The organism is Streptosporangium sp. NPDC051022 (genome assembly GCF_040683035.1).
In the GTDB taxonomy this organism is placed as follows: Bacteria; Actinomycetota; Actinomycetes; order Streptosporangiales; family Streptosporangiaceae; genus Streptosporangium.
The window spans coordinates 195674-220246 of the sequence record NZ_JBFBCF010000007.1; the positions used below are offsets into that span (position 1 = coordinate 195674).

Annotated in this window: 18 protein-coding genes; 9 read left to right on the plus strand and 9 right to left on the minus strand. The window is 72.0% G+C overall.

Features of this window, described 5'->3' with window-relative positions; genetic code table 11:
• Nucleotides 1–733: 733 nt before the first annotated feature.
• A complete protein-coding gene (gene recA, locus AB0N02_RS15450; protein WP_363946223.1) occupies nt 734–1828 on the minus strand; it encodes a recombinase RecA in 1095 nt (364 codons plus the stop codon).
• A gap of 282 nt (nt 1829–2110) precedes the next feature.
• Here recA and AB0N02_RS15455 point away from each other — a divergent pair, with 282 nt between their 5' ends.
• Both AB0N02_RS15455 and AB0N02_RS15460 read left to right on the plus strand, forming a co-directional pair.
• Complete coding sequence (locus AB0N02_RS15455) at nt 2111–2380, plus strand: hypothetical protein (RefSeq protein ID WP_363946225.1); 270 nt, start codon at nt 2111–2113, stop codon at nt 2378–2380.
• A 717-nt stretch (nt 2381–3097) separates the two neighbouring features.
• Nucleotides 3098–4573 carry a PLP-dependent aminotransferase family protein gene (locus AB0N02_RS15460; RefSeq protein WP_363946227.1) on the plus strand — a complete coding sequence of 492 codons (1476 nt, stop codon included), beginning with the start codon at nt 3098–3100 and terminating at the stop codon, nt 4571–4573.
• An 80-nt stretch (nt 4574–4653) separates the two neighbouring features.
• Here AB0N02_RS15460 and AB0N02_RS15465 read toward each other — a convergent pair whose 3' ends face one another.
• The 3 genes from AB0N02_RS15465 to AB0N02_RS15475 form a co-directional block, all read right to left on the minus strand.
• Nucleotides 4654–5571: a DMT family transporter gene (locus tag AB0N02_RS15465; RefSeq protein ID WP_363946229.1), complete on the minus strand. Its 918-nt coding sequence runs from the start codon at nt 5569–5571 to the stop codon at nt 4654–4656.
• 146 nt (nt 5572–5717) lie between these two features.
• Nucleotides 5718–5912, minus strand: a complete 195-nt coding sequence (locus AB0N02_RS15470) for a DUF3046 domain-containing protein (RefSeq protein ID WP_363946231.1) — start codon at nt 5910–5912, stop codon at nt 5718–5720.
• A gap of 232 nt (nt 5913–6144) precedes the next feature.
• On the minus strand, nt 6145–6633 hold the full coding sequence (locus AB0N02_RS15475) for a VOC family protein (protein WP_363946233.1): 489 nt from the start codon (nt 6631–6633) through the stop codon (nt 6145–6147).
• 254 nt (nt 6634–6887) lie between these two features.
• Here AB0N02_RS15475 and AB0N02_RS15480 point away from each other — a divergent pair, with 254 nt between their 5' ends.
• Nucleotides 6888–11978 carry an ATP-dependent helicase gene (locus tag AB0N02_RS15480; protein ID WP_363946234.1) on the plus strand — a complete coding sequence of 1697 codons (5091 nt, stop codon included), beginning with the start codon at nt 6888–6890 and terminating at the stop codon, nt 11976–11978.
• Between the two features lie 92 nt (nt 11979–12070).
• Here the strand turns inward: AB0N02_RS15480 and AB0N02_RS15485 are convergent, their stop codons facing one another.
• A complete protein-coding gene (locus AB0N02_RS15485) occupies nt 12071–13180 on the minus strand; it encodes a YbhN family protein (RefSeq protein ID WP_363946235.1) in 1110 nt (369 codons plus the stop codon).
• Nucleotides 13181–13493: 313 nt separating this feature from the next.
• Between AB0N02_RS15485 and AB0N02_RS15490 the strand changes: the two genes are divergently transcribed.
• Together AB0N02_RS15490 and AB0N02_RS15495 are read left to right on the plus strand one after the other, a co-directional pair.
• Nucleotides 13494–14117 (plus strand): TetR/AcrR family transcriptional regulator, encoded by a 624-nt coding sequence (locus AB0N02_RS15490; RefSeq protein WP_363946237.1) that lies wholly within the window; start codon nt 13494–13496, stop codon nt 14115–14117.
• A 319-nt stretch (nt 14118–14436) separates the two neighbouring features.
• Nucleotides 14437–18102 (plus strand): PQQ-dependent sugar dehydrogenase, encoded by a 3666-nt coding sequence (locus AB0N02_RS15495; protein WP_363946238.1) that lies wholly within the window; start codon nt 14437–14439, stop codon nt 18100–18102.
• A gap of 463 nt (nt 18103–18565) precedes the next feature.
• On the opposite strand, the gene AB0N02_RS15500 is transcribed toward AB0N02_RS15495, so the two are convergent.
• A complete protein-coding gene (locus AB0N02_RS15500; RefSeq protein ID WP_363946240.1) occupies nt 18566–18970 on the minus strand; it encodes a hypothetical protein in 405 nt (134 codons plus the stop codon).
• A gap of 85 nt (nt 18971–19055) precedes the next feature.
• The gene (locus AB0N02_RS15505; RefSeq protein WP_363946242.1) at nt 19056–19472 is read right to left on the minus strand and encodes a hypothetical protein; all 417 of its coding nucleotides are present in this window, start codon (nt 19470–19472) and stop codon (nt 19056–19058) included.
• A gap of 192 nt (nt 19473–19664) precedes the next feature.
• Between AB0N02_RS15505 and AB0N02_RS15510 the strand changes: the two genes are divergently transcribed.
• The 3 genes from AB0N02_RS15510 to AB0N02_RS15520 all read left to right on the plus strand — a co-directional run bounded on the left by AB0N02_RS15510 (nt 19665) and on the right by AB0N02_RS15520 (nt 22571).
• On the plus strand, nt 19665–20642 hold the full coding sequence (locus tag AB0N02_RS15510) for a hypothetical protein (RefSeq protein ID WP_363946243.1): 978 nt from the start codon (nt 19665–19667) through the stop codon (nt 20640–20642).
• 249 nt (nt 20643–20891) lie between these two features.
• Nucleotides 20892–22415, plus strand: coding sequence for an NAD(P)-binding domain-containing protein (locus AB0N02_RS15515; protein ID WP_363946244.1), 1524 nt, complete (start codon nt 20892–20894; stop codon nt 22413–22415).
• Nucleotides 22416–22421: 6 nt separating this feature from the next.
• On the plus strand, nt 22422–22571 hold the full coding sequence (locus AB0N02_RS15520; RefSeq protein ID WP_363946246.1) for a pentapeptide repeat-containing protein: 150 nt from the start codon (nt 22422–22424) through the stop codon (nt 22569–22571).
• Here AB0N02_RS15520 and AB0N02_RS15525 read toward each other — a convergent pair.
• Together AB0N02_RS15525 and AB0N02_RS15530 are read right to left on the minus strand one after the other, a co-directional pair.
• Complete coding sequence (locus tag AB0N02_RS15525) at nt 22549–23247, minus strand: type 1 glutamine amidotransferase domain-containing protein (protein ID WP_363946248.1); 699 nt, start codon at nt 23245–23247, stop codon at nt 22549–22551. The genes AB0N02_RS15520 and AB0N02_RS15525 overlap by 23 nt on opposite strands.
• Before the next feature lie 171 nt (nt 23248–23418).
• Nucleotides 23419–24015, minus strand: coding sequence for a TIGR03086 family metal-binding protein (locus AB0N02_RS15530; protein ID WP_363946250.1), 597 nt, complete (start codon nt 24013–24015; stop codon nt 23419–23421).
• Between the two features lie 78 nt (nt 24016–24093).
• On the opposite strand from AB0N02_RS15530, the gene AB0N02_RS15535 reads away from it, so the two are divergent.
• The gene (locus tag AB0N02_RS15535) at nt 24094–24531 is read left to right on the plus strand and encodes a MarR family transcriptional regulator (protein ID WP_363946251.1); all 438 of its coding nucleotides are present in this window, start codon (nt 24094–24096) and stop codon (nt 24529–24531) included.
• The last annotated feature ends 42 nt before the right edge of the window (nt 24532–24573 follow it).

The following is a 24573-nucleotide window of genomic DNA, read 5'->3' on the forward strand; positions in this document are numbered from 1 at the left end:
CCGGCTTCGCCTGCCCCGTGGGCCGCTGTCTCGACAGTCCTTGTCCTGATCGCCGCCGCCCCATGCGCCACTGTCTCGCCCGGCATCGTCGTCCCGGCTCTGCCGGTTCCAAGGACCGCCGTCTCTACCGGCTTCGTCCCAGGCATCCCCGTCCTGGTTTCGCCGGTTCCAAGGACCGCCCTCCTGACGGGCCCCGCCCCAAGCGTCCCCGCCCTGGCTTCGCCGGTTCCAAGGGTCGCCGTCTCGGCTGTCCCCGTCCGGGGCGCCTCTGCCCGGGGCAGCTCCACCTTGGGCATCCCAGGTATCCGGAGATCCCTGGGCGTCCCGGCCATCCCGGAACCCCTCGCCGGAGCGGCGCCTCTCCCCTGACCGCTCCTCCTCACCGGCTCGGAGGCCCTCCCCTGCCCGAGACCTGCGCGCGGCCCACGTCTCCGCGTCGGGCCAGGCTCCCCCGCCGGGCCGGACGCTCTCACTGCGGCGGTCTCCCGCCTCACGCGCGAAGCCGTCGCCCGCCTCCGGCGAGAAGCGGGCCTCCTCGTCCGCGCCGAAGGCGTCCCCGGCCCCCCGCCGATCACGGCTCGAACGCCGCGACCGGTCGCTTCCTCTCCCGGAAGCTCGTCCGGCCGCCCTGGAGGACGCGGCCTGCGACACGTCGGGCCAGGCACCCCAGTCTCGCGATCCGGCCTCGTCGGCCGGATCGGAATCAGGCCCCCTCGTCATCGGTCAACCCGGATCAGACGTCGCCCGGCTTGGGGGTCGATGCCTTGGAACCACGCCCCGAGCCGGCAGCGGCGACGACCGGAGCGGGCGGCGGGGTGGCCGGGCTGTCCAGGCGAGGACCGACGCCGAGCTTCTCCTTGATCTTCTTCTCGATCTCGTTGGCCATGTCGGGGTGGTTCTTCAGGAAGTTACGGGCGTTCTCCTTGCCCTGACCGAGCTGGTCGCCCTCGTAGGTGTACCAAGCGCCGGACTTGCGGACGAAGCCGTGCTCGACACCCATGTCGATCAGGCCGCCCTCACGGGAGATGCCGACCCCGTAGAGGATGTCGAAGTCGGCCACGCGGAACGGCGGGGCCATCTTGTTCTTGACGACCTTCACGCGGGTGCGGTTGCCCACCGCCTCGGTGCCGTCCTTCAGCGTCTCGATGCGGCGGATGTCGAGGCGGACCGAGGCGTAGAACTTCAGCGCCTTTCCACCGGTCGTGGTCTCGGGCGAGCCGAACATGACACCGATCTTCTCGCGGAGCTGGTTGATGAAGATCGCGGTGGTGCCGGTGCTGTTGAGCGCGCCCGCGACCTTGCGCAGGGCCTGGGACATCAGACGGGCCTGAAGGCCGACGTGGCTGTCGCCCATCTCGCCCTCGATCTCGGCCTTGGGCACCAGCGCCGCGACCGAGTCGATGACCAGCAGGTCGACGGCGCCGGACCGGATCAGCATGTCGGCGATCTCCAGCGCCTGCTCACCGGTGTCGGGCTGGGAGACGAGCAGCGCGTCGGTGTCGACACCGAGCTTCTTGGCGTATTCGGGGTCGAGAGCGTGCTCGGCGTCGATGAAGGCGGCGATGCCGCCGGCCCGCTGGGCGTTGGCCACCGCGTGCAGCGCGACGGTGGTCTTACCGGAGGACTCCGGACCGTAGATCTCGACGATGCGGCCACGCGGGAATCCGCCGATGCCGAGGGCGATGTCGAGTGCGATGGAACTCGTCGGAATCACTTCGATGGGCGCGCGGGTCTCGTCACCGAGGCGCATGACGGAGCCCTTGCCGAACTGCCGCTCGATCTGAGCGAGGGCGGTCTCGAGCGCCTTCTCGCGGTCGTTAGCTGCCATGGGAGCCCCCTGGAGGGTCGCGGGTTGAATCGGTTGCCAGAAAGCTACGGGGTGCCACCGACATTTTCCGGAGAGCACGCCGAGGAGTGACGGCGCGTCCAATATAGCCGAACGATTGTTCGATCGTGGCTGAACGGCATCACACGCGCCGTCGGCCTCCCTGGCCGCGAGAGCCTTCGGGACCCCATCCGGAAGGCGACATTTCCGGGCGTTCCCCCGCGCATGTTGTCACCGGGCCACCTCGAGGTGATCCTGAAGGCAAACGACCCCGAGGTGTCCGACGTGACCAGCACGTTCAGCCAGCAACGCCTGACCTACCTTGGGTCCCTGTCCGCCGAACTGTCGGAGCGGGGACTGGCCAGCCGCATGGTCGGAGGCGACAACCCGGTGCTGTGGGTGTGGCACCCCGACAGTCACAGACAGACGATCGTCTTCGCCAGCCCCGTCAAGGAGGGCTGGGTCTTCCTGTGGTCGCCGGACGGACAGGAGAGCGCGGGAGACTTCCGGCGCGCGGCCGACTCGCTCAGGCGGCTGTTGCAGGACTCCGCCTAAGACATGTCTCCCAGATCGGACGGTGATCGTCGATCGGCCCTGGAACCGGCCTGGGCGCCCCGGCGATCGGAACCGCTTCCGGCCCGGGCGCGCCGACGGCCGAACCGAGAAGGTTCGGGCGCGCCGACGGCTGGACCGAGGGGTGAGGGGCGTGGCGACCGGACGACGAGGGAGGCCACCGGCCACAAGCGCCCGAGCCCGGGACGCGCCAGGTGTCGCGAGAACAACGGGAGCGCGGCGACCGAACCGACGGGGGAAGGCCGTCGGCACAGGAGAGCGACAAGAGGCGCCGGTGAGGGGTGACGGTCCCGACGTCACCTCTCACCGGCGACGGAACGAACGGCGACCGCCTCCACCGGAAACGGGGCCTCGGCCGCCCCGCGGAAACGGAGGGCCTCGACCGTCCCGCACGAACCCGGCGCCCCCACCGTCTCCACCGCCCGTCGCCGGAGCGCGCGCCGTCGGTCGCGCGCCCGGCGGGCTTCGCCGCCGGTCACGACCGGGGGGACGACGGCGCCCTCCGGCGGGAAGACTCGACGGACGCCTGGTCCGGGCCGTCGCGGGTGTCCGTTCCGTAACGCGGCACCACCGCGGCCGGGAACGCGGCCTCGGCCGGGGAAACCAGAAGATTGGCCATCTTCCCAGTCCATTTCCGTTGCTCACGCCGTCCAGTCTTGGCATCGTGGAAGCAAGTGGACAGATCCAATAGAGGGTCGAATGGATCGGATTTCTACCGAACGTGATTTCGTCGCGCTCCTCGGAGACTGGACGTCGGGGCGGGGCGCTCTCTACCGGAAGCTAGCGGGCGCGCTGAGCGAGGCCGTGGAGGAGGGCGCGCTGCTCCCCGGCGACCGGTTGCCCTCCGAGCGCGGGCTCGCCGAGGCGCTCCGGGTGAGCAGGGCCACCGTGGTGGCGGCCTACGAGGAGCTGCGCGGCACCGGTCTGCTGGTGAGCCGTCAGGGAAGCGGCACCAGGATCGCGCGGGACGTCAGGGTCCGCAGGCCCACGGTCGACGGGCGCGTCCCCGGAGGCACCGCCATGACGATCTTCCAGCGGCTCATCGACGGTCCCGGGGAGCTGATCTCCGTCGCGGTGGCGGCGGGAGGGGCCGCGCCCGAGCTCGCCGTCGCGTTGCGCGAGCTGGTCCGTGACGATCTGGACGAGCTGCTGGCCGGCCCCGGCTACCACCCCTCGGGGCTGCCCGGTCTGCGCGGAGCGATCGCCGACCACCTGACCCGCGGCGGGCTGCCGACCTCCCAGGACGAGATCCTGGTGACGACGGGCGCGCACCAGGGCCTCGTGCTGGTGACCGAGCTGTATGTCAGCCCCGGGGCGACCGTGGTCGTCGAGTCGCCCAACTGGCCCGGCTGCCTGGACGTGTTCCGTTCCGCGGGCGCCCGGCTGGAGACCGTGCCGCTCGACGACGAGGGGCCGGAGATCCGGGCGGTCACCGCCGTGCTGCGTGAGCGGAAACCGGCGCTGCTCTACCTCATGCCCACCTATCACAATCCGACCGGGCTGCTCATGTCGGCGGCACGACGTCGCCGGATCGCCGGACTCGCGGCCGAGCACGAGGTGCCCGTCCTGGAGGACAACGCCTACATGACCTATCACGGGGGTCCGGGGGCGGTGCCCGCGCCGCTGGCGGCCTACGCGCCGCACCACTCGGAGACGCTGTCGCTGGGCTCGCTCGCCAAAGCCGTCTGGGGCGGCCTGCGCATCGGGTGGGTCCGCGGACCGGCCGAGATCGTGCAACGGCTGGCCCGCCGGAAGGTCCTCGCCGACATCGGCAGCCCGGTGCTCGACCAGGCGCTCGCGGCCCGGCTGCTGCCCCAGCTCGACCGGATCCTCGCCGCACGGGCCGTGGAGCTGGGCGGGCAGCTCGACCAAATGGCCCGGTTGCTGCGCGAACGGCTGCCGAGCTGGCGCTGGCGGCGCCCCGACGGCGGCGGCGCTCTCTGGATCGAGCTGCCGGGGGTCGACGCCATGGCGTTCGCCCAGGTGGCGGTACGGCACGGCGTCGACGTGGTGCCGGGCAGCACGATGGACCCGGAGGGCCGGCACGACAACCACATCCGGCTGCCCTTCACCTTCCCCCCGGAGACCCTCGACGAGCTCGTCCACCGGCTCGCCCGGGCCTGGGCGGAGATCGAAAGGCACGGTCCCGCGCCCACCGTACGAATCGTCGTTTGAGCCGGTGGGCCGCGCGTTCTGCGGGTTTTCAGGGGGACTCGCCGCGGAGTGCCGAGGCCGGGATCGGGAGGCCCACCGGGTCAGGCGTCGCGCGGCGGCGCCGGTCGGCGGTCCGCCGGAGCCGCGGCGGGCACGGGCCGCAGGCCCAGCAGCAGGCCCCCGATGACCAGGGCGGCCCCGAGAAACTCCGGCCAGCCCGGATGGCCGGTCCCCAGCACGAGCGCGGCGACGACGGTGCCGAGCGGCAGGAAACCGGAGAACAGGCCCGCGCGCTCGGCACCGAGCCGGGGCAGCGCGTCGTACCAGCAGAAGAACGCGAACGCGGTCACCACCACGGCCAGGTAGCCCAGCGCGGCGGCCTCGGACGGCGAGGGCGCCCGCAACAGTCCCGGCCCGTCGACGACCGCTCCCGCGATCAGCAGCAGCGGTACGGCCGCGGCGGCCGAGTAGGCGGCGACCCGGACCGCGCCGAGCTTGGGCAGCAGCGGGATCGCCAGCAACGAGAACCCGACCTCGCCGCCGAGGGCGCCGAGTGCGAGCAGCACCCCGGCGAGCGTCGCGCGGCCCAGGCCGATCGTGACCGCAGCCCCGGCCGCGACCACGACCGCCGCGACCACGACGTGCGGGGTCGGTCTTCTGCCCTCCATCAGCGGCGTGACCACCGCGAAGACGATGGGGACCGTGGCCACGACGGTGCCGACCATCGCCGGATCGGCGTAACGGGTCGACTCGACGACGAACACGTTGAACGCCACCAGCCCGACCAGGGCGAGAAGGACGATGAGGAGGAGTTCGCGGCGGTTCGGTCTGACCGGCGGCAGCCGTCCGGCCCTGACGACGGCGAACAGCAGGATCGCGCCGATCGCGTAGCGGACCGCCTGCCCGCCGTACACCGGATAGCCGTGCAGTACGGGAGAGACCCCCGTCAACGTACCGACGCAGAACATCGCGGTCGCCGCACCGATCATGCCGCGTCGCCGGTCCGGCGCCTCTTTCATGAGCATCACAGGGTGTCATCGTGGCAAGAGGGCCGATCTCGCGGAAGTGCCAATGAACGGCCAAGTGGACCGGCCTCCGGCCTGTCCCCGCTTCCTCTCCCGGCAGGTCCGGCCTGCCCCTGGGCCGCAGCGCCGCGGCCCGTCCCTCAGCGCAGCCGGGTGGCGACGTCGGACACCCCGCACACGGCCCGCCAGACCTCCTTGGCCGCGACGCCGTCGGCCAGCGCCTGGTTCACGGTCCGCCCGTCCAGGTCGGCGATGACGTAGTCCTGAGCCCACGACTCGGCGTAGGTGTCGCCGAAGTGCAGCTTCATTCGGTTCCAGAACTCCGACAGGCGCATCCTCCAAGTATGGTGCCCCGCCGGACCGCGACGACAAGAAAGCCCACCGGGAGGGACACGGGCGGCCGGAGCCGCCCCCTGCCGGGTACGAGCGGCCCGGGTGGGCTCCGCCGCCCCGGCGGAACCCGTTCGGACCGGTCACACGCGGCGTCCACGGTGCGCACGACCGCCCGCGGGGACCGTTCTCGGGGCTCTCAACGGGGGACGGCGGTTCGTGGACGGCCCCGCCGGATCAGAGCACGTGGGAGCCGTACATCTCGCCGAGCGGGTCGGCGAGCAGTTCCAGACGGGCGCCGTCGGGGTCCCTGAAGTAGATGGAGGCGCCGCTCTCGATCTGGTGCGGCACGCCCGCCGCCTCCAGCTTCCCCCTGAGCCGTTCCCAGGTCGACGGGTCGACCGAGATGGCGATGTGGTGGAGCCCGCCGAGGACCTCCCTGTAGGGGCCGAGATCGAGGCCGGGGAAGTCGAAGAAGGCCAGCAGGTTGCCGTTGCCGATGTCGAAGAAGAAGTGGTTCGACCCTCGGTAGTCCCGATTCTCGACGATCTCCGTGAGAGGGAACTCCAGAAGATCCTGGTAGAAGGTGATGGTGGTCTCGACATCGGAGGAGATCAATGCGAAGTGGTGCAGGCCCCTCGCGCTGCTCGGCGGGCGGCGCTCGCGTAAATGCTCCGCCCTGATCCGTTCACGCGCCGTCTCGACGGCCTGATGGTTGATGCTCATCACCGGATCACCGCTCACTACGTCGGGTGTTCATCTGAGATCTATCTCCGTCTTGTCAGCAGATGAACCTTTCTGCACCTCCACCGAGGACGGGAATCTCGCCGTCGTCCCCGTACCGCCGTGTTCTCCGTGACGGCGCGCGTCCGTGGGATCCGGGGTACGGGGGTCCGTGGCGGATTCTGTCGGTGGTGCCGTGCACTATGGATCGGTGACCGGGCCGGACGCGGCGTGACCGAGCGTGAGGAGGGCGGGCCGTGAGCGAGACGAACACCGGGCGTGGGGGCGCGCCCGCGAGCGGGGCGCTCGACCACTTCACCCCCGTGACCAGGGAGTGGTTCACCGGAGCCTTCGCCGCCCCGACCGCGGCGCAGGAGGGGGCCTGGGCGTCGATCGCCCGGGGGGACAACACCCTGGTGGTCGCGCCGACCGGGTCCGGCAAGACGCTGGCCGCGTTCCTGTGGTCGCTCGACCGGCTGGCCGCGGAGCGCACGACTGTGCCCGGCGTGCCGGGCCCCGCCTCCCCTTCGGCCTCGGGCTCCGGCGTGGACACCGCGGGCGGCGTCCCCTCGACCGCCGCCCCGGGCGCCGGATCCGCGCGTCCCTCTCGGGGACGCTCCCGCGGGGACGACGGGGCCGCCCGGCGGTGCCGGGTGCTCTACGTCTCCCCCCTCAAGGCGCTGGCGGTCGACGTCGAACGCAACCTCAGGGCACCGCTGGCCGGGCTGAGGCAGACCGCGCGGCGGCTCGGGCTGCCTGTGCCGGAGATCTCGGTGGCGATCCGGTCGGGCGACACCTCCGCGGAGGAGCGGCGCCGCTTCGCGGCGAAACCGTCCGACATCCTCATCACGACCCCGGAGTCGCTCTTCCTGCTGCTGACCAGCCAGGCCAGGCAGGCGCTGCGCGACGTGGAGACCGTCATCGTCGACGAGGTGCACGCGGTCGCGGCGACCAAGCGCGGCGCGCACCTGGCCCTCAGCCTGGAGCGGCTCGACGCCCTGCTCCCCCGGCCCGCCCAGCGCGTCGGCCTTTCGGCGACCGTGCGCCCGGTGAGCGAGGTGGCCGCCTTCCTCGGCGGTCCCCGTCCCGCCACGGTGGTCCAGCCGCCCTCGGAGAAGGTGATCGAGGTCGAGGTGGTCGTCCCGGTCGAGGACATGACCGAGCTCGACGCTCCGGCGCGACCGGCCGGGCCCGCCGGGCCCGACGACGAGGACCGGTGGCTGACCGAGCCTCCGGCCCGGCGCTCCATCTGGCCCCACGTCGAGGAACGGCTGTTCGACCTGATCGGGAAGCACCGGTCGACGATCGTGTTCGCCAACTCCCGGCGGCTGGCCGAACGGCTGTGCACCCGTCTCAACGAGCTGGCCTGGGAGCGGCGGCCGGGCGAGCCGGATCAGCCGGAGTCCTCCGGCGCCCGGGAGGCACCGGATCCCGTCCACTGGGCGGAGGGGTTCCCCGCGTCTCCGGCCCTCCCGCTCCCTCCGTCCGCCCCGCCGGTCGCGCCACCGGCGTCCCTGTCCACCCCGGCCGCGATGATGGCCCAGGCCGGGGCGTCGAAGGGGACGGTCCCGGAGATCGTGCGCGCCCATCACGGCTCGGTGTCCAAGCAGGAGCGTTCCCAGATCGAGGAGGCGCTGAAATCGGGGCGGCTGCCCGCGGTCGTCGCGACCTCCAGCCTCGAGCTCGGCATCGACATGGGCGCGGTGGACCTGGTCGCCTGCGTGGAGTCGCCGCCGAGCGTGGCGAGCGGCCTGCAGCGGATCGGCAGGGCCGGTCACCAGGTGGGAGCGGTCTCGCGTGGCGTGATCTTCCCCAAGTACCGTGGTGACCTGGTCCAGACGGCCGTGGTCGCCGAGCGGATGCGGCGCGGGGAGATCGAGGAGCTCCGCTATCCGCGCAACCCGCTGGACGTGCTGGCCCAGCAGATCGTGGCGATGACCGCGCTGGACGAGTGGACGGTCGACGAGCTGGAGACCGTGGTACGGCGCGCCGCGCCGTACCGGACGCTGCCCCGCAGCGCGCTGGAGGCGACGCTCGACATGCTCGCCGGGCGTTACCCCAGTGAGGAGTTCGCCGAGCTGCGGCCGCGCATCGTGTGGGACCGGGTCACCGGCACCCTGAGCGGACGGCCGGGGGCCCAGCGGCTGGCGGTGACCAACGGCGGCACGATCCCTGACCGGGGCCTGTTCGGCGTGTTCCTCGCCGGGGAGAAGGCCTCCCGGGTGGGCGAGCTCGACGAGGAGATGGTCTACGAGTCCCGTGCCGGAGACGTGTTCGTGCTGGGTGCGACCTCGTGGCGGATCGAGGACATCACGGCCGACCGGGTGCTGGTCTCTCCCGCCCCCGGGCAGCCGGGCAAGCTGCCTTTCTGGCACGGCGACAGCGCGGGCCGCCCCGCCGAGCTGGGCAGGGCGATAGGCGCGTTCCTCCGTGAGATGTCCGAAGCGGGCGCGGACTCCGGAGCGAAGGCGAGTTCGGGCGCGAAGGCAGCGACCGGCGCGAAGGGCGGCTCCGGCGCGAAGGCGCGCTCCGCGGCTCTGGACGGGGCGCGGGCCGAGAACGCGAGGGCGAGCGCGGGCTCCGGAAGCGCGGACTCCGGCGCGAGGGAGGACGCCGGTGCGAGGGGGGACACCGGTGCGAGAGGGGACACCGGTGCGGAGGACCTGGCCGGCGGGCGGGGAGAGTCGGCTCGTGAGGGGGCTCTGGAGCGGATCAGGGCAGCCGGTCTCGACGGGTTCGCCGCGGCGAACCTGCTGTCCTACCTCGCCGAGCAGCGGGAGGCCACCGGATACGTGCCGGACGACCGGACGTTGCTGGTCGAGCGCTTCCACGACGAGCTGGGCGACTGGCGGATCGTGGTGCACTCGCCGTACGGGGCCAGGGTGCACGCGCCGTGGGCCCTGGCGATCGGACGGCGGCTGCGGGAGCGCTACGGCACCGACGTGCAGGCGGTGCACTCCGACGACGGGATCGTGCTGCGCGTCCCCGACACGCTCTCCGGCCCGCCGTCGGACATCGCGGTCTTCGACGCCGACGAGATCGAGCGGATCGTCACCGAGGAACTCGGCGGTTCGGCGCTGTTCGCGGCGCGGTTCCGGGAGTGCGCCGGGCGGTCGCTGCTGCTGCCCCGGCGCACACCGGGCAGGCGCACCCCGCTGTGGCAGCAGCGGCAACGGGCCTCGCACCTGCTCAACGTGGCGGGCAGATACGGCTCGTTCCCCGTGGTGCTGGAGACGATGCGCGAGTGCCTGCAGGACGTCTTCGACGTTCCGGGGCTGGTCCGCCTCATGCGTGACATCTCGGCGCGGCGGGTGCGGCTGGTCGAGGTCGAGACCGGGCAGGCATCACCGTTCGCGGCGTCGCTGCTGTTCAACTACGTCGGCGCGTTCATGTACGAGGGCGACGCCCCCCTGGCGGAACGGCGCGCGCAGGCGCTCGCGCTCGACACGAGCCTGCTGGCGGAGCTGCTGGGCCAGGCTGACCTACGCGAGCTGCTCGACCCCGACGTGATCGCCGACACCGAACGGGAGCTGGCCCGTCTCAACCGGCCGCTGCGCGACGCCGAGGACCTGGCCGACCTGCTCCGCTCGCACGGTCCGCTGGTCGAGGCGGACGTGAGCCTGCGCGGGGGCGACCCCGCGTGGCTGGCCGCGCTCGAAACCGCCCGGCGGGCGATCAGGGTGCGGGTGGCCGGGCAGGAGCAGTGGGCGGCGATCGAGGACTCCGCCCGGCTGCGCGACGCGCTCGGCGTGCCGTTGCCGGTCGGGGTGCCGCACGCCTTCCTCGAACCCGTCGAGGATCCGCTCGGCGACCTCGTCGCCCGGCACGCCCGCACGCGCGCTCCGTTCTCCGCCACTGCGGCCGCCGCGAGGTTCGGTCTCGGTCCCGCGGTCGTCACCGACGCGCTGCGCCGCCTGGCCGTCTCGGGCCGGGTGGTGAACGGTGAGTTCAGGCCCGGGGGCCGGGGCGAGGAGTGGTGCGACAGCGGGGTGCTGCGGATGCTGCGCCGCAGGTCTCTGGCCAGACTCCGCAAGGAGGTGGAGCCGGTCACCCCCGAGACCCTCGCCGCCTTCGCCCCGGCGTGGCACGGCATCACCGGCAGCCCGTCACGGGGCAGGCCGCCCATCGACGCGCTGGTCGGCGCCGTCGAGCAACTCCAGGGGGCGGCGGTGCCCGCCTCCGCGCTGGAGACACTGATCCTGCCCTCGCGGGTGCCCGGATACGACCCGTCGCTGCTGGACGAGCTGACGGCCTCCGGCGAGGTCGTCTGGGCCGGGCAGGGGTCGCTGCCCGGCGGGGACGGCTGGGTCGCGCTGTACTTCGCGGACACCGCCCCGCTGCTGATGCCCGATCCCGTCGAGATCACCTCGACCCTGGTGCACGAGCGGGTGCTGGAGGTCCTCGGCGGCGGGGGCGCGCTGTTCTTCCGCGACCTGGCGAGCCGCGTCGGTTCCCTCATGCCCGGTGCGATCCCCGACGACGGCGTGCTGGCCGCCGCCGTGTGGGACCTGGTGTGGGCGGGGCGGATCACCGGCGACACACTCGCACCGCTGCGCGCCACGCTCGGCACCGGGCGCCCCGCGCACCGCCGGGCTCCCACGCGCAGGCGGCGCGCGGTGCTTCCCAGCCGGAGCGGACCGCCGACCGTGGGCGGACGCTGGTGGCGGTTGCCCTCCCCGTCCGGCGACGCGACCCAGCGGGCGCACGCCCAGGCGGAGACCCTGCTGGAGCGGCACGGCGTGGTGACGCGGGGCGCGGTCGCCGCCGAGCGGCTGCCCGGCGGGTTCGCCGCGGTCTATCCGGTGCTGCGTGCCTTCGAGGAGAGCGGCCGGTGCCGCCGGGGCTACTTCGTCGAGGGTCTGGGCGGCGCGCAGTTCGCCCTGCCGGGCGCCGTCGACCGCATGCGCGCCACCTCGGCGCCCCCGGAGGCCGTCACGCCCGTGACCGATCCGTGGAGCCCCCGCGGGCCGGTCGAGACCGCGCGGCGGGCGGTGGTGCTGGCGGCGACCGACCCGGCCAACCCGTACGGCGCCGCCCTGCCCTGGCCCGCCCATCCGGGTGAGGTGTCCCACAAACCGGGCAGGAAGGCGGGCTCGCTGGTGGTGCTGGTGGACGGGCATCTGGTGCTCTACGTCGAGCGCGGCGGCAAGACCCTGCTGTCCTTCACCGACGGTGACAACCTCAGGCCCGCCGTGGACGCCCTCGCGCTGGCCGTACGCGACGGCGCCCTGGGCAAGCTGACCGTGGAACGCGCGGACGGGACCGCCATCAACGACTCCCCGCTGGGCGCCGCCCTGGAGTCCGCCGGGTTCCACCCGACCCCGCGAGGTCTGCGCCTGCGCGCCTGACACGACCGGACCCGCCTGCCCGGCACGACCGGGCCTACATGTCCGGCACGACCGGATCCGCGCGCCTGACATGACCGGAGTGAGTGGAGGCGTCACGTGCTCCGGTGGAGCAGGAGCCAGGACGCGGCGCCCACGGGCAGGGGGAGCCAGCAGGTGAGCAGCCGATAGACCATGACGGCGGCGGTGGCCGGCGCCGCCGCCGCGCCGAGCGTGACGAGGCCGGTGATGAGGCTGGTCTCGATGACGCCGATGCCGCCGGGAGTCAGCGGGATCTGCCGCAAGAGCTGGGCGCCGAGATACAGGACGGCCAGCCGCAGCGGGTGGACGTCGAGCCCGAAGGCGAGGGCCGCGGTGTACAGGGTGGCCAGGTCGGCCAGCCAGCTACCGGTGGCGAAGGCGAGCGCCGCCAGGGCGTCGCCCCGGGGCAGTCGCGTGACGGCGAGCACGGCGCCGCCCGCCTTGGCGAGCGCCGCGGCCGGACGCGTCCGCGGTGGGGAGCCGTCCTCGCCCTGTTCGCGCCTGGCGAGCGTCACTCCCGCCCAGAGCACGGCCGCGAAACAGGCCAGCAGCGCGGCACCGGTGCCGAGGGCGCCCCCGGCTCCGGCGAGCGCGCCGGGGTCGGCCAGCGCGGCGACCGCCGTACCGAGCAGGAACAGCAGGGCCAGGCCCACGGCCGAGAGCACACCGGAGACGAGGGTGGCCGAGGCGGCCATGAGGCGGTCACCGCCGTGGTGGCGGAAACGCTGGAAGGCATAGGCGGCGGAGAGGGCCGACCCGGCGGGCAGCGCGGCGGTCATCGCGGTGCGGGCCCAGGCCAGACCCCAGGCGTGCCAGGGGCGGAGCGGGATGCCGTGGGCACGCGCCAGCGAACGGTGCTGACGGGCGAACATTCCGACCCCCGTGACGGCCTCGGCGAAGCAGCCCATCAGAGTGGGAACGTGGGCCTGGCGCAGCGCCTGGAGGACCTGTCCGGGGGCGGGCAGGCGGCCTGGCAGCACCCAGGCCGCCGCGGCGACGACCGTGACCGGCAGCAGCACCCTGATCCCGCGACGGAGGAAGACGGCGGGCCGCCCGAGCGGCCGGGCAGGGCGGGGCGACGCCGCATCGCGCTCTTCCAGGTCGGTGTCGGGAGCCGGAGTCCGGTGACGGGCCGGGGCGGTACCGGGGGCCGGGGGTTGGTGACGGCCGATGGACAGGGTCATCACAGCGCCCCGGTGCGGCCGGCCGTACGACGGTGGCCGGTGGCGTCGCCGTGGGTGACGGCCACGGCCGTCCCGCCCGGCGGTGGGGCGGACACGGCCGTGCCGCCGGTCATCGCGACGGGCGGGACGAGAGCGGCCCGCCGTCGGCCACCTGTCCTCGGTGGCGGAAGCGGGGGTGGGCCGGCCGTTGCGGAATCGAGGCCACGGGCTCTCCAGCATGGAAAAGTGATGTCGTGAGCACGCGGCATGTGAACGTCGCGTCTACTAAAAACGCTAGCATAGTGAACTTTGCGTTCACTGTCGGGAGTAGCGAGTGACCCAGCCAGCCCACCGGCGACGCGGTGAAGACCTGGAACAGGCGATCTTCCAAGCGACGCTCGACGAGCTCGCCGAGGTCGGGTACGCCAACCTGCAGATGGAACGCGTGGCCGCCCGGGCGAAGGCGGGCAAGGCGTCGCTCTACAAGCGCTGGCCCAGCCGCGCGCATCTGGTGAGGGCGACCACGCGCCACCTGGCCACCACCCTGGCCCCGGACATCCCGCTGACCGGCGAGACACGGGACGACCTGGTCACGGTCCTGAAGCGCATCGCCGACCACCTGGCGGGCCCGTACGGCGAGGCGGTCAGGGGCCTCATCGCCGAGTGGCCCACCCGGGTACCCGGAGACGAAACCGAACAGGCGCGGCTCCCCGCGGCCCAGGTGCGCGTCGTCGCCGAGATTCTCGAGACCGGCGTCGAGCGGGGGCGGCTCCGGCCGCAGGCGCTGACCCCGCGCATCGTCAACCTGGGCCCGATGCTGGTGACCTACCACTATCTCTCACACGGCGAGCCCGCTCCGATCGAGGTGATCGAAGAGATCGTCGACACGATCCTCATGCCGATCCTCGCCGGGCGGCCGGCCGCCGAACAGGGGCCGCACACACCGCCCACCCCGTGACGCCCCCGCCTGCCCCCGTCCTGCCGGGCGGGGCCGTCACGGGGAACGGCGCGGCGACGGCCGGACAGGGGTACGGGACCGTCACGCGGGCCGCGTCACCGGCTCCCGGGCCTTCTCATTGACATGTCGATCTCCATGGTTAACATCTGGCACAGGACGAATGTCAACGCTCTTGTAAGCGCCTTTGGATCGCTCCCCTTCCGAGAGGGTCCGCATGTCCGCCCTTCCCCGTTCATCCCGCCGATCCCCCCTGCCGCACCGCCCCTTTCCGAGCCACCTCCCCCTGGGCCGCCTCCTCCCGCGCCGGTTGGCGGCGGCCGTGCTCGCGCTGGTCACCGGTCTGGGACTGACGCTCGTCGCCCTGGCCGCCCCGGTCTCGGCGACGACTCCCTCCTGCTCGGCCCTCTGCCCCCTGGCCACCTTCGACGACTACGCCAACGGCAGCCTGCGCTCGCAGGGCACCTGGCACGTCAACACCCCCGGAGCCGCCGACGGGGCCCTGGCGGGCGACGCGGTGCCCGCGGGCTTCTCCGGCAAGACACTGATCGACAAGCTGGACATCGGCGCCCAGGCGATCCAGTACCGGGGCAACGCCTACGCCGCCCTGGACGACCTGTCACTCGCCGAGGGCACGACGGGCACTCTCTTCTGGGAGTTCGCGGCCGACGACCCGGCCAAGACCGACGTCAGCATGGGGCTGAGCGCCGACGCGTCACCGGGGCTCGGCTTCGACACCACGGGCGACGATCTCGATCTCGACGACTACGCCGTCCAGGTGCGGGTCGACGAGCGGGGCCTGGTCGTCAGGGACGGCACCCGTGACCGGGTCGCCGACAACGTCACGATCGCCCCCGGCGTGGTCTACCGGATCTGGGCCGTGATCGACACCGCGGCCGACAGCTACCGGGTCCACGTCGCCGCGCCCGGCGCCCAGCCGACGCGGGTCACCGCGGGCGGCGACGACACCTTCGCCTTCAGGAGCGGGGGCTCCGACCCTCTGATCACCTTCCTGCACCTGAACGACCCGCAGGACCCGCCGCGCGGGGTCTCCTACATCGACAACATCTACCTCGACCCCGACGGCGCGACCCTGGACGACCCGACCCCGGCCTTCGACGAGGTCATCGACCTGGAGGACTACAGCGCGGGCGCGCTGAACGGCCAGGACGGCTGGACGGCCTCGGGCCCGGCCGTCACCGTCTCCGTCGACCCCAGGAACGCCGGCAACAAGGCGATCCGGATGACCGGCCCGGATCTGCGGGCCCACCGGGCGATCCCGGCCATCGCGCCGGGCGCGAGCGGCACCCTGTTCTTCCGCTTCCACCGGGCGGGCGAGGTCGGCACCGGCGTGGGCCTGACCGACGTGGACGAGCCCGAGTCCTCCGACGACTTCGAGGTCCAGGCGGCCAATCAGAGCTCCGACGTGCTGAACGCCCGTGACGCGGGGGACTTCCCCCCTGCGGGCACCTGGACGCCGAACACCTGGCAGTGCGTGTGGCTGGTCGCCGACAACGCGACCGACACCTTCACGATGTACAGCAGGGGCGGGCCGTACGCGGTGACCACCAGGCTGCCCGCGGGCACGGAGAAGCGGTTCGGCTTCCGCAAGGGCACCGCCGAGGCGCTGGACCGGTTCGCCGTGATCAACGGCGCGAGCAGCGACACCGCCCTCTACTTCGACGACATCGCGGTCGACACCGGCGGCGTCAACCTGCGGGTGCCCGGCGGCAGCGCCGGCAGCTGCGGCGTGGCCGACACCGGCTCCCTGCCGCTGCCCGACCCGCTGCCCGGCGACCCCGTCGTCACCGGTCTCGGCGTCACCCTGCGGGAGCTCGCCACCATTCCAGCCAGCAGTCCCACCGCGCCCCGGGCCCGGATCAACTACGTCGGGGAGGTCCCCGACCGTTCGGGACGGCTCTACGTGCCCGACCTGAACGGCAAGATGTACCTCCTGGTGAACGGCTCCCCCACGCAGTACCTCGACGTCGCGGCGGCCTTCCCCGACTTCCGTACCAGCCCCAACCTCGGCACCGGCTTCGGCTTCGTCGCCTTCCATCCCGACTTCGCGACCAACGGCAAGTTCTACACCGTGCACTCCGAGGCGGACGCGGCGCTGCGGACGCGCACGCCCGACCTGCCGTATCCGGACGACACCGCGGTGCACAGCGTGATCACCGAGTGGACCGCGACCGACCCGGCCGCGAACGTCTTCGCGGGGACCAAACGTGAGGTGCTGCGGATCGGGTTCACCACCTTCCTGCACAACGTCCAGCAGATCGGTTTCAACCCCACCGCCAAGGCGAACGACCCCGAGCGCGGGTTCCTGTACGTCGCCCTGGGCGACGGTGAGATCACCCCCGAGTTCACCACGGGCCCGCAGAACCTGGGGATGCCGCACGGCAAGATCCTGCGCATCGATCCGGCGGGCACGAACGGGCACGGCGGCGGGTACGGCGTGCCTCCCGGCAACCCGTTCACGCACACCGCGGGCGCCCTCGGCGAGATCTACGCCTACGGCCTGCGCAACCCGCACCGGTTCAGCTGGGACGCGGCCACCGGCAAGATGTACGTCGGCATGATCGGCGAGGTCAACGTCGACTCGGTCTACGAGGTGAAGGCGGGCGACAACTTCGGCTGGAACGAGCGCGAGGGCGGCTTCCTGTTCAAGAAGTCCGACCCGACGCACGTCTACCCGCTGCCGCCCGACGACGCCCGGTACGGCTACACCTATCCCGTCATCAGCTACGACCACGACACCGGGAACGCGCTGGTCGGCGGCTTCGTCTACCGTGGCCAGGCCGTGCCCGAGCTCACCGGCAAGTACGTCTACGGCGACGTCGTCAGCGGCAGGGTCTTCTACTCCGAGGTCTCGGAGATGGTCCGCGGCGGCAACCTCGCCACGGTCAAGGAGCTGACGCTGTTCGACACCGCCGGGCGGAAGGTGACGATGGAACAGCTGGCCGGGAACGAGCGGGTCGACTTCCGCCTGGGTGTCGACGGCGGTGGCGAGCTGTTCGTCCTGTCGAAGGCCAACGGCAGGATCTGGCGGGTCACCCGGCCGCCGCAGCACGCCGGCTGTTCCGTCGGCACCGTCAGGGTCGGCGAGGTGACGGCCCGGTCCGACTGGGCGCCGCGCACACCGGCCAAGTGGCGTTTCCCCGGCGACGAGGTGATCCTGACCGAGCCGGGCACCGAACCGCCGGGCCCGCGCCGTCCGTTCGAGTTCGCCACGCTGAGGACCGGGCCGGAGTTCGCCTCCGTGCAGATCGACGCCGAGATCAGGCTGGACGAGAGCGTGGACGTCGACGAGCGGGACGTGGTCATGGTCTTCGGCTACCGGTCGGACACGGAGTACTACTACGTCCATCTATCGCAGGACAACACGATATATCCGCATAACGGCATCTTCGTGGTGAACAACGCCGACCGGCGGCGCATCGACGATCAGTGGAACGGCACGGCCGGTCCTCCCCCGGCGGTGACCGACGCCGAATGGCACAGGGTCCGGATCCGGCACTGCGCGGCCACCGGCGAGATCGCGGTCTACCTGAACGGGTCGGCGGTCCCGCTGATGACGGCGACCGACAAGACGTTCGGCTCGGGGCGGATCGGCTTCGGCTCGTTCGACAACTTCGGCCGGATACGCGGGCTGACGGTCACCGGCACGGCCGCGTGCGGAGGCCGTACGGCCACCGTGACCGGCACGCCGGGCAACGACACGCTGCGGGGTACCTCCGGCCCCGATGTGATCGTCGCCCTGGCCGGGAACGACACGGTCAACGGCCTCGGCGGCGACGACGTGCTCTGCGGCGGCGAGGGCAACGACACGGTGCAAGGCGGCGACGGCGACGACGTCCTGTACGGCGGGCCGGGCCGGGACGTGCTCAACGGCGGGCCGGGCGACGACACCCTGCACGGCAAGCGCGGTGAGGACGTCCTGAACGGCGGGCCGGGCAGGAACACCGTGGTCTACGACGAGCCGTAACCACCGACCGACCATCCGCCTTCGCCCGCCCGTTCACCCGTTCCCCCTGAACGGCCCCCTGAACGCCCCCCTGAACGACCCCGTGGACGACCCCGCGGCCGGTCATGGAACGGCCGCGGGGTCACCGAGAGGCTCCGCGCGGTGGCCCCGCATCCCCTGTACACTCGGGGCCACCACGATCCGGCCTGGCGCCGACGCCCCTGACGTTCACCAGGCCGGGTACCGCTCACCGGCGCCGCCCACCCCGCCCCACCGCTCGCCGCACCGATGTCCCGGACGACCGTGGGTCAGGACACCGGCGGGTGATCGCCCTACCGATGGCCCGGACGACCGCGCACAGGACCCGGGTGCGCGGTCGCCGTACCGGTGTCCTGGGTGAACGCGGACGGGACGCGGGTGTGCGGTTCGCCGTACCGGAGACCACGGGCTCCGTGTGAGTCCGTGGTCAGCGCTGTCGGCGCTGTCAGCAGGGGTCCACCGGGTTGGTCTCGCTGGAGATCGAGGTGTCCTTCATCCAGCCGTAGGCGCCGTTGTCGGCCTTGGTGAACAGCCACCGGTTCGGGTGCGGTCCGCCGACGTAGGGGCCGTCGTCCCTGCGGCAGACGAACCAGCTCGGGTTGCTGTACATCCATCCGACGACGTGGCCGGGGTCAGGGTAGTTGGAGATCTCCGAACCCCCGTAGACCTTCGCCCCCGAGGTGTTGTTGCACCACCAGTAGTTCGTGCTGGGCTTGTCGTACCAGCACGGGCCGGCCGCCGAGGCGGTGCCCGTGCCCGCCGGCCCGGCGATGACGGTGGCCACGGTGGCCACGGTGGCCGCCGCCACGGTCAACGCCCCGAATACCGCACGCGCCCCCGTGAAACGCACGTTTTCTCCTCTTTTCTGATCTTTTCTGATTTGTTGCCAACAATGAGTACCGGTCGGCGTGAATCCCCTTCTCGGGAAAGGGTCCCTACCAACAGGGCGGCAGCGTCTGGGTCTCGCTGGAGATGTCGGTGTCCTTCATCCAGCCCCACTCGTGGTTGTCCGCCATCGTCCAAATCCAGCGGTAGGGGTGCGGTCCGCCCACCCAGTAGGTGTCTCCGTTCCCGTTGTCGGGGCTACCGTCGAAACGGCACTGGAACCAGCTCGGGTTGCTGAACATCCTCCCGACGGTGCGGTTGCGGTCGGGGTAGTTGCGAGCGGTGTCCTCGCGAAAGCCGTAGACCTTCGCTCCCGAGACGTTGTTGCACCACCAGTGGCTGCCGCTGTACCAGCACGGGCCGGCGGCGGAGGCGCTGCCCGTACCGACCGGACCGGCGATGACCGCCGCGGTCGCCATGGCGACCGCGGCCGCCCCCATCATCGCGCGCACCTTCTTGAAGCCCACGTTTCCTCCTCCGGACATCCGGACCGGGCGGAAACCCCCTCCGCCCGACCGTGCAGGACGAGCATCGCGAACCGGAAAATCAACCTCAATCACTAAAGTGATCCTTAAAGGATGCGCATTTCGGGAGAGCAGGACAAAGCATGGCTCTGGTGGGAGCGAAACCCCACCGCTGTGGCTTGGAAGAGGGATCACATGCAGGGCTTTTCCGAACTCCGGCTGGGACGCCTCGACGATGTCAGGGTCTCGGTCGTGCTCCACCCCGGGGCGACGCTCCTGTCGCTGACAGCCGGCACCCTGGGCGGTCGCCCCCACGGCATTCCCCGGCACTGGCGGCGGGCGGTCGTGGCCGCGGCCCCGCGTAACGCGGCCGAGGTGCTGCGCCCGTTGTTCGTCCCGCAGTTCTCCGTCATCCCCGACTGTGTGAGCCCCACGGTGTCCATGTCCGAGGCCGACACCCATCTGGAGCGATTGGCCGACCTCTCCCCGGACACCCTGCTGGCCGAGCTGGAGACGGAGTTCCCTCAGGCGCTCCCCGCCCAGTGGCAGCCCGTCGTCGAACGTCCCCGCGCGTGGATCCAGGCGTACGCGCACCTCATGCGCGTGCTGTGGCAGGAGTTCAAACCGGTCTGGCACCGGGCGGACAGCCTGCTGAAGCGCGAGAGGGAGAGGGTGGGGTCCGCCGCGGTGGCCGACCATCTGGAGACGGTCCTGACCGACCTCAGCCCGCGTTTCCGGTTCTCCGGCACCTCACTCGGCCTGCCGGACCAGCAGGCCAACCGGTTCGACCTGAATGGCCGGCGGCTCGCCCTCGTGCCGATCGTGTCCGGCAACGGCGCCAGCATCTTCGCGTTCGACCATCCCGACACCGTGTGGATCGGCTACCCGCTTCCGGCGCTGGGCGTGCTGTGGAACGACGGCGCCCAGGACACGACGCCGGCGGACTCGCTCGTCCTCACCCTGGGCAGGGCCCGCGCCACCATCCTGCGGGTGGCCCGTACCTCCCTCACCATGAGCGAGGTCGCCTCGCTGCTGCACTCCACGGCCGCGGCGGCCACCTACCACTGCGCCCAGCTCGAGGCCGCGGGCCTCCTGGTCCGGGAGCGCCACGGCCGCCACGTGCGCGTACACGTCACACCCAAGGGCGATGCGCTGGTCGACCTGCTGGCGTGAGCCGCGGCGGACACCGTACGCCGCCCGGGCCGCCGGAAGCCCGGGGAACGGCGTACCGGTGCCGTACGGCGTGCCGGTGCCGTACGGCGTCCAGGTGACGTACGGCGTCCGCACCGGCGGAGTCCGGATCGGAGTGGCGCGGACCGGAGGGGCGCGGATCGGCGAGGTCCGGGAGCACGGCGCACGGGAGGGGCCGCCGGGAGTGGGTATCCCTGGAGGGGCGTGCACACCCTTCAGAGAGGTCGGCTCGTGGTCCAGGAACATCGTTACGTCGTGGTCGGCGCCGGTCCGGCGGGATTGCAGATCGGCTATTTCCTGCAGGAGCGGGGGGCGGACTACGTGATCCTGGAGCGGGAACGGTCCGCGGGCGGCTTCTTCACCCGTTTTCCCCGGCATCGGCGGCTGATCTCGCTCAACAAGGTGCGGACCTGGTCGGACGATCCGGAGATCCGGCTCCGCTGGGACTGGAACTCACTGCTGAGCGACGATCCGTCCCTGCTGTTCCCCCACTACAGCGACGACTACTTCCCCTCCCCCGACGACCTGCGGCGCTATCTCACCGACTTCCACACCACCCACGACCTGCGGATCGCCTTCGGCACCGGGGTCAGCCGGGTGATCGGCAAGGAGGGGTTCCGGCTGGAGACGGAGGACGGCCGGGAGATCCAGGCCGAGTGCCTGATCTGGGCGGGCGGGTGGGGCGGCCCCAACATCCCCGACATCCCCGGCATCGAGCACGCGGAGGGCTACGAGGAGATGGCCGTCGACCCCGAGCCGTTCCTCGGCAAACGGGTCCTGATCCTCGGCAAGGGCAACGCGGCGTTCGAGACGGCGCACGCCCTCCGCGACCACGCCTCACTGATCCATCTGGCCAGCCCCCGTCCCGTACGGCTGGCGTGGAACTCCCGGCAGCCGGGTGACGTGTGCGGCTCGTACGGCGCGCTGCTCGACAGCCACCGCTTCACCGCCTTCCACACGCTGCTCGACTGCACGGTCGAGCGGATCGGGTTCGACGGCGCGACCTACACCGCCGACATCGTCCACAGCCACGCGGGCGGCGAGCGCGAGACGCTGGAATACGACGCCGTACTGCGCTGCACCGGTTTCCGGATGGGCACCGAGGTGTTCGCCGACGGGCTGAGAACCGTCCCCGGCGGGCGGCTGCCGGCGATCGGACCGGACTGGGAGTCGGCCGACCTCGACGGGCTCTACATCGCGGGCACCATGATGCAGGCGCGCGACGCCGGGCGGGGTTCGTCGGCGTTCATCTACGGCTTTCGCTACAACCTGCGGACGCTGAGCCGCCTGCTCGCCGAGCGCTACGACGGGATACGGCTCCCGCACACGACCGTCCCCCGCCGGGAGCTGGTCCGCTCGATCCTCGACCGGGTCAACCGAAGCTCGGCCCTGTGGGCCCAGGCGGGCTACCTGGCCGACGCCCTGGTGATCACCGAGCACGGCATCGAACGCTACGAGGACCTGCCGGAGGACTACGCCGTCGCGCGCTTCGGTGACCTGGTCACCGTGGGGCTGCGGCAGAGCCGGGAGCCCGCCCCCGACGACCTGGGGACCGAGGCGTTCGCGGTCGGGCGCCGGGCGCTGACGCGGAAAGTCGCGGAGAGCGAGGCCATCCATCCGGCGGTACGGGTCTTCAGGAACGGCGTGCTGACGAGCGAGTTGCACCTGCCCGGCAGCGCGGTCGCCCGGTGGCGGCACCCGGACCGGCACGCGGCACCGCTGGAACGCTTCTTCGGCCGGCTGCTCCCTCTGTGAATCCCCGTGAATCCCCGCCGGTCCTCCTCCACGTGGTCCTCCCTCACGCGGGCCGACCTTACGCGGGCCGACCTCACGCGGACCGGTCTCACACAGGCCGGTCTCAGGTGGGCCGACCTCACTCAGACCGGTCTCACGCGGGCTGGAGCTGTTTGACGACGGCCTCGGCGACGGCCCTGGCGCTGCCGGGATTCTGCCCTGTGATCAACCGGCCGTCCTCGACGACGTGGGTCTCGAACGGTCTGCCGGCGGTGCTGTAGTGGGCTCCGAGCTTCTTGAGCTCGTCCTGCAGGCTGTAGGGAACGGCATCGTCCCGGTGCGCGGCCCGCTCCTCCGGCCAGGAGAAGCCGGTGACGTCCTTGTCCTTCACCAGGGGCTCCCCGTTGCCGAGCGTGACGTTGAGCAGCCCGCAGGGACCGTGACAGACGGCGGAGACGACACGCCCGCTCTCGTAGAACCTGGCGATCAGCGACTCCAGGTCCTCGCTCCGGGGGAAGTCGAACATGACCCCGTGACCGCCGGTGAGGTAGATCGCGTCGTAGTCCTCGAGGTCGACGTCGGCCACCTTCTTCGTGTCGTCGAGAAGGTTCATGAACCTCCGGTCCCGATAGCGCCGGTCGGTGCCCAGCTCCGCCAGCACGTCGTGGGCCAGGCTCTCCGGATCGATCGGGATCATGCCGCCGGACGGGCTCGCGATGTCCATGGAGAACCCGGCCTGCTCGGCGTAGTCCCAGAAGTGCGTCAGCTCTCCGAGCCACAGGCCGGTCCGCATGCCGGCCTTCTCGTACTCCTCGGCGTTGGTGACGATGACCAGGATTTTCTTCGTCGCCATGTCCACTCCTTCGTGCGGGAACGCGTGGGGTGCTCCGTACGGGACAGGCACGGGACGTGGGCCGCCGGTCCCCTCGGGCGGCGTCCCCGAGGGGCCGCCGGGGAGCATCGCCACTTCGGCTCCCTGCCGGGCTACCCTCCCCAAAACCCGACAAACACCCCATCGGACACGTCAGACGGGAGAGCGGCCGAGCCGGGCGAGGATGCGGTCGAAGCCGGGCGCGTCCTCGGGAACGGCCAGGCCCGGCCGGAACGCGGCGCCCGGCCTGTTGCGCCGCTCGTCGTCCGGGACCGCCAGCGCGATCGGCCAGGCGGCCTCCACCAGCTCCGGATCCGCCGTGAACGCGATGTCGAGCGACCGGGCGACGTCCCACGCGTGCACCAGATAGTCGATGAAGTGAAATCCGATGGCCTGCGCCGCGGGGAACACCGGCTCCCGGCCGAACTCGGGCTGCGTGAACTCGGGAAGCGTGAACTCGCGATCCAGCACGCCCTCCTCCGCGAACGCCGCCAGCACGTCCTCCGCGGCCTCGGTGTAGACCGCGACGGCGTCGGCGCCGACCGGCCGGACCCGCCACGCCTCCAGGTCGGCCCCGGCCCCCCGCGCCGCGGCGGCGAAGCCACGGTGCTGGGCGGTCATGTGGGCCAGCAGGTCGGCCAGCGTCCAGCCGTCGCACGGCGTCGGCCTGCCGAGGTCCTCGGCCGTCGCCTTGGCGGCCGTTTCCACGCTCGCGCGCACCGCCCGCCGGTTCAGCTCCCGAATGTCCATGAACGACTCCTCGATTTAGTAGGCCACCGCATATCATCTACATTCGCATACTATCCGTCGATCCATATAGTGGCTGGTGTGACTGATCGGCCCGACCTGGCTGCGATGATCAGCCCGTTGAGCCGGGCACTGATCGACGCCGAGCTGCCCGTACTCCGCGAGCACGGGCTGTCGATGTGGGCCTACTCGGTTCTGCTCGCGCTGGACGAACGGCCGCTGCGGACCCAGAGCGCGCTCGCGGACTCCATTGGCGCGGACAAGACCCGCATCATCGGCTTCCTCGACGACCTGCAGCGCAGGGGTCTCATCGAGCGGACGCCCGACCCCGCCGACCGGCGCGCCCGCCTGCTGTCGCTGACCGCCGAGGGCCGGCGCGTACGCGACTCCGCGCAGGCGGACATCCGGCGCAAGGAGGAGCGGCTGCTGGCACGCCTTCCCGACGAGGACCGGCACGGTTTCCTGCGTGCCCTGCGGGTCCTGTCCGCCCTGCCCCCCGAGGAGATCACGGGCGCCTGAACGGACGCCCGGACGACGGGCCCGCCCCCGGCGAACGAGCAG